At 30.6% G+C, this 6,489-nt stretch carries 4 protein-coding genes; all 4 read left to right on the top strand.

Features of this window, described 5'->3' with window-relative positions; genetic code table 11:
- Nucleotides 1-369 precede the first annotated feature (369 nt).
- On the top strand, nt 370-2,196 hold the full coding sequence (locus tag L3B96_RS26290) for an LTA synthase family protein (protein ID WP_238948983.1): 1,827 nt from the start codon (nt 370-372) through the stop codon (nt 2,194-2,196).
- Nucleotides 2,197-2,336: 140 nt separating this feature from the next.
- Nucleotides 2,337-3,659, top strand: coding sequence for a transglycosylase SLT domain-containing protein (locus tag L3B96_RS26285; protein ID WP_236896003.1), 1,323 nt, complete (start codon nt 2,337-2,339; stop codon nt 3,657-3,659).
- 66 nt (nt 3,660-3,725) lie between these two features.
- Nucleotides 3,726-5,291 carry a GH25 family lysozyme gene (locus L3B96_RS26280; protein WP_171787472.1) on the top strand — a complete coding sequence of 522 codons (1,566 nt, stop codon included), beginning with the start codon at nt 3,726-3,728 and terminating at the stop codon, nt 5,289-5,291.
- Nucleotides 5,292-5,469: 178 nt separating this feature from the next.
- A complete protein-coding gene (locus L3B96_RS26275; RefSeq protein ID WP_238898748.1) occupies nt 5,470-6,411 on the top strand; it encodes a polysaccharide deacetylase family protein in 942 nt (313 codons plus the stop codon).
- Nucleotides 6,412-6,489: the final 78 nt, after the last annotated feature.

Genomic DNA, 6,489 nt, shown 5'->3' with positions numbered 1-6,489 from the left:
TAAAAATAGTTTAGGAATCGGCTTTTTTATTTAACTGTAAAATTATTCAAGTAAAAATGCACTATTATAGTTATATAAGTTTAGTGTAATTTATTAATTATAAAACTGTTTAATTGTAGTATTTAATATTATAAGATAAACTTTGATTAATTAAGCTGTTAAGCGTCGATAAATTAAGGAAATTATAAAATATTTAATAATAATAAGTAATTTTAAACTTATGATAATTAGTAATAATGATTTATACTTTAAGTAAGATTAATATTAACATTAAAATATTGTAATTATCTTTTAATAAAATTATATTGGTAAAAGATAAAGTTTGAGTTATAATGTAGGAAGAAAAATGGATATTAATGGAGAATGAAAATGGAAACAAAAGAAAGAATGAAAAATTTAGTTCGAAAAAATTGGTTATTTATATTTATGGTAGCAATGTTACAAGCTAAATCAACATTGCTATTATCTATGCTAAGGACACAAGATTCATCAAGTATAAGTTTAGGAAGTGCTTATTTTGATAGTCCAGTACTTTGGGTGCATATAGCAATAATAGTATTAGTATGCAGTCCAATATTTCTTTTTAAAGAAAGGGGGAGGCTTGGTGCTGCCTTAATAATAGATATTTTAGTGACAATTCTTTTTGTTGCAGATATCTGGTATTATCGTTCAAATGAAACCTTTTTATCTATAAGACATTTAATGCATACCGAGATATTTAATCCGGAAGGCAAAAATTTATTTAATTTTAGAATAGTGGATTTAGTATTTATCATTGACTTTGTAATGCTCTTCTTAATACATAAGTTTATTAAAGTTAAAGAAGTGAATGAAAGTCAAGCATATTTTAGGATAGCAAAGACCTTGTATGTATTTATCGCAAGTGCACTTGTTATATGGCTTGGTTATTACACAGTAGATGTCAAGCAAATGGATCAAGGGAAAAATGTATTTAGATTGTCTTGGGCGCCATTTCAGACTTTTGGAGATATGAGCCCACTTGGATATCATGGTTTTGATATTGAGTTCTATAAAAATAAAAATAAAACTTTAACAGATGAAGATAAAAAAGAAATAGAGAATTGGTTTAACGATAATAAAGAAGATTTACCTGACAATAGTTACAAGGGAATGTTTAAAGGAAAAAATGTAATTGCACTACAAGTAGAGTCTTTGGAGAACTTTGTCATTAATCAAAAAGTGTATGGACAAGAAATAACACCAAATTTAAATAAGTTATTGTCAAATAGCTTGTATTTTAATAATATACGTGAACAAAATAATTCTGGAACAAGTTCAGACTGTGATTTGATGGTTAATGCATCAGTACTCCCTATAAGAGAAGGTACTACAGTATATTCTTATCCTTGGAGTCAATATAATACACTTCAAAATATTTTAGAAGGTAAAGGATATTCTACAGTTTCTACTCATGCAGAACCACCTGGAAATTGGAATTGGACAGAAATGCATAAAAGCTATGGGGCTGATAAAATATTAGATGTAGGAAAGTTTAATCAGGATGAAATTATAGGTTTGGGACTTTCAGATGAATCATATTTAAAGCAAGTAGCTCAAAAGTTAAAAGATGAAAAACAACCCTATTATGCATTTATGACTACGTTGACAAGTCACGGCCCTTTTGAGATGCCAGAAAATAAAAAATATTTAAACCTACCTAAAGAACTTGATGATAATATGCTAGGAAAGTATTTTCAATCTGTAAGATATACCGATGAAGCTATTGGAAAGTTTATAGCAGAATTAGATAAGGAAGGTTTATTGGATAATACGGTAGTTATGATTTACGGTGATCATTGTGGTGTTCATAAATTTTATGAACAAGATATAGAAAATGCGCCTTTAGAAGGAGATTGGTGGAAGGATAATCAAAGAAAGATTCCCTATATGATTTATTCAAGGAACTTAAAATCAGAAGTTATATCAACAGCTGGTGGTCAAACAGATTTTAAACCGACAATATTATACTTGCTTGGCGAGGATAGAAGTGAATTTGAGAATAATTCAATAGGAAGAGTATTAGTGAATACGAATAGAGATGCTACAATATTAAATGAAGGTCAAATTGTAGGAAACCCAAAAGATGAAAAAGAAGTAAAGCATCTAAAAGATGAATTCAAAGTTTCGGAAGCCATTATTGAAAAGAATTACTTTAAAAATAATAAAGAACATTAAAAAACTATAAAATACATAATTAATACTGATTTTTAATGATAAATTTTAATATTAGATTTAACTTTTTAAAATCAGTATTAGTTATTTAGTCTAATAACATTTTTTATTAAGAATCAGTTAAAAGGAAGTGATGGATTACTTTGAATATTAAAAAAGTACTTACAGTTTTATCAGCATTAATTGCGCTAAGTTTTATTCCAACATTAAATGTACAAGCTGATGTTACTGATACAAATATAACATCAAGTATCGGTTGGAAAAATGAAAATGGATCTTGGTATTATTATAAGTCTGACAACACAAAAGCAATTGGATGGATTAAACCGGATAATAATTGGTATCATTTAGATGAAGATAGTGGTAAAATGACAACTGGATGGTTAGAGGATAAAGGAAACTGGTACTATATGGATGATAATGGGGCTATGGTAAAAGGATGGAAACAGTTAGATGGTGACTGGTATTTTTTAACTGATTCGGGTGCTAGAGCAACTGGAATTCAGCAGGATAATTCTAATTTATATTATTTCAAAGATTCAGGGGTTATGGCTACAAATACTGGATGGACTAAGATAAATGATAAATGGTACTATTTTGATAAAGATGGAAAGATACATACTGGATGGGTTGAGAATAATGATAAGTGGTATTACTCAAACGATGATGGAAGTATGGTAACTGGTACTGATAAAATAGGAAATACAACATATGTGTTTAGTGATACTGGTGAGATGGAAACTGGATGGGTTAATGTGAACAATAACTGGTATTATTTCAATACTGATAGAAGTGTTGCTACAGGGTGGATAAATCTTGATGGAGTATGGTATTACCTAAATGATAATGGATCAATGGCAACAGGATGGGTTACATCAAATGGAAGCGATTATTACTATTTAGATCCTGCTTCAGGAAAAATGCTAACGGATACTACCATAGATGGATATAAGATTGGATCGGATGGAAAAAGATATAAGCCGCTTAATCAAATTCCTTTAAGCACTAGCTCGAAGGGATCAAGTGATACTATGAAAAAAATATATAACTCAGTAAATGATTCGGCAAATAAATATGGACTAGATTCAAAATTGATACTAGCTATAATTAAGGCAGAGTCAGATTTTGATCCAAAAGCAACATCAAGTTCAGGTGCTACTGGATTGATGCAGATTATGCCTCAGAATTATACATATCTTGGAATGACTGACGGATATGATATAGAGCAAAATATCGATGGAGGGTCAAAATTACTAAAAGAATATCTAAACCAATTTAATGGTGATGTAAAAATAGCAATAGCAGCTTATAATGCTGGACCACAAAATGTAAAAAAAGATGGAGTCTTATCAGATGATGATTTATGTAAGATGTCACAAGGGGTTCAGGATTATGTTAAGAGAGTAATGCAATATTACAAGGATGGAAGCATTGCTATAGATGGAAAGAATCTTATTGAAGCATAAAATTAACTTCGTATTCAATTTAATTATATTTTAGCTAAAAAATAAAAAAGGGAGTGACAGGTTGTTTTGAATATTAAAAAGAGACTCACAATATTATCTGTATTAATGGTACTAATTTTAATTCCAGGATTAAATGTACAAGCTGCAACTAGTGATACTAGTATAACATCCAATATTGGTTGGAAGAATGAGAGTGGAGTTTGGTATTATTATAAGTCAGATAATACAAAAGCGATTGGATGGATTAAACCAGATAATAATTGGTACTATTTAAATGAAGATGACGGTAAAATGAAAACTGGATGGGTAAAAGACAAAGGTAACTGGTATTACATGGATGAAAGTGGAGCTATGGCAAAAGGATGGAAACAGTTAGATGGTGATTGGTATTTCTTAACTGATTCAGGTGCTATGGCAACTGGAATACGAGATGATGGTTCAAATTTGTACTATTTCAAAGATTCAGGAGTTATGGCAACCAATAGTGGATGGAGTAAAATAAATGATAAATGGTATTACTTCGATAAAGGTGGAAAAATTCATATTGGATGGATTAAGAATAATAATAAATGGTACTATTTAAAGAACGATGGAAGTATGGTAACTGGTATTAATAAGATAGATGGTACAACATACGAATTTACTGATAGCGGAGATATGGAAACTGGATGGATTACTATAAACAATAACTGGTATTACTTTAATAATGATGGAAGCATGGCAACAGGATGGGCTTATCTTAATGGAGCGTGGTATTACTTAGATAAAGACACAGGAAAAATGCTTACTAATACTACTAAAGATGGATACAAGATTGGATCAGATGGCAAGAGGTATGAAGATTCAAGCCAAAATACTTCTGGACCAAGTGGCAGCGGAAGTGCGTCAAATCAAAATACTTCTGGATCAAGTAGTAGCGGAAGCACTTCAAGTCAAAATACTTCTGGTTCAAACAGTAGCGGAAGCACTTCAGGTCAGAGTCCTTCTGGATCAAGTAGTACCGGAAGCACTCCAGGTCAAAGTTCTTCTGGTTCAAGCAGTAGTGGGAACACTTTAAGCAAATATTATGGTATAGATATTAGTAATTATGATGGGTACATAGATTTTAATTCAGTAAAAGCAAGTGGAGTTCAATTAGTGTATATAAAAGCAACTGAAGGAACAACTTTTATAGATCCGTATTTACAGGCTAATTATAATGGGGCTTCATCAGCTGGATTAAAGGTTGGTTTCTATCACTTCTTAGTTGGGACAAGTGCTCCAGAAACTCAAGCCGATAATTTTTATAATAGTATAAAGGATAAAAGAAACGATTTGAAACCAATGTTAGATATAGAAGCTACAGGATTTGACATTATGGATTATGCTTTAAGATTTATAGCCGAATTCAAGAAAGTAAGTAATATGGATATAGGTATATACACATATAGTAGCTTCATTAGCAATCTAGACGGCAGATTATCTAACTATCCTTTATGGGAAGCAAATTATAATAATACTCCATTTCAAAACCTGCCAACAAATAAAATATGGTTTTCAAGAGTTGGACATCAATACAGTGAGACAGGATTTGTTAATGGAATAAACCATGATGTTGATTTAGATGAATTTACACAAGGAATTTTTAAATAATTAGCTACAAATACTCAGTATATATGTTGCAATAGTATACTTAGCCTTGAAAGTTCTAATAAGACGAATATTTAGTTAAGGTAAATTATAGAATTCAATTGCAACATATGCTTAATATGCTGCTATCTAATAAAGAACTATTAAGACACACATAGATAAGACATAAGAGGGATGAAAAATGAAGTATAACAATAGGAATAACCCAAATAAAAACATTAAAGTAGCAAAGATCACAATTCTATTTATTATTATTTCCATATTGGTTATAACAGTAGGTAACATAGTAATGCAAAGATTTTCAAATAATACAAAAACTGTACAAGCACTTGATGGTAACCAGAATGCAAAATCTGAATCAAGTGATAATCAGAGTAAAAGTGAAACGGATAGTGACGAACTTAAATCAGAAAGTAATTCAGAAGTAGAAAACTCAGCATTTGTAGAAAAATATTTAAATCAGCAAATGAAAGGACAAAGGCCTGATGGAGCTGATGGTAAGAAAGTTGTTTATTTGACTTTTGATGATGGGCCATCAGAAACAGTTACCCCTCAGATATTAGATATTCTTAAGAAAGAAGATGTACATGCAACTTTCTTCCTTATAGGAAAATATATAGATAAAGATCAGGCAAGCAAAGATTTAGTAAAAAGGGAGTTTGATGAAGGTAATGCAATAGGTAATCATACTTATTCGCATGATTATAACTACTTATATCCAAATGGAAAAATAAATTTGGAGAATTGTATGTCCGATTTTGAGAAAACAAATCAATCTTTGAAAAATATTTTAGGACAAGATTTTGTGGCAAGAGCTGTTAGATTTCCAGGAGGACAAATGACTTGGGACAAGAAAGATCCGTCAGGAGCAGAAGCTATGGACAAAGCATTGCATGACAAGGATTATCATCAAATTGATTGGAATTCGTTATCTGGAGATGCAGAAGGTGCTCCTAAAAAAGCAGAACAGTTAAAACAAGAAGTTATAAAAACTGTGGCAAACAGGGAAAAAGCAATAATATTAATGCATGATACGTACGGAAAAGAAGAAACAGCAAAAGCTTTGCCAGAAGTTATAGAATATTTAAAGGGACAAGGATATGAATTTAAAATTCTAAAATAATTATTAGGCAACTGGACTTGTTGTTTTGGGGATTATGCCTTATATGACTATGCTAATTTTCATTTAATGTTTATATAG

Origin of the sequence: Clostridium sp. YIM B02569 (assembly GCF_022320765.1) — a bacterium.
GTDB classification, from domain to species: Bacteria; Bacillota; Clostridia; order Clostridiales; family Clostridiaceae; genus Clostridium; species Clostridium beijerinckii.
The sequence above is the reverse complement of the archived record's forward strand: the minus strand, read 5'-3'. Positions and strand labels throughout refer to the sequence as shown.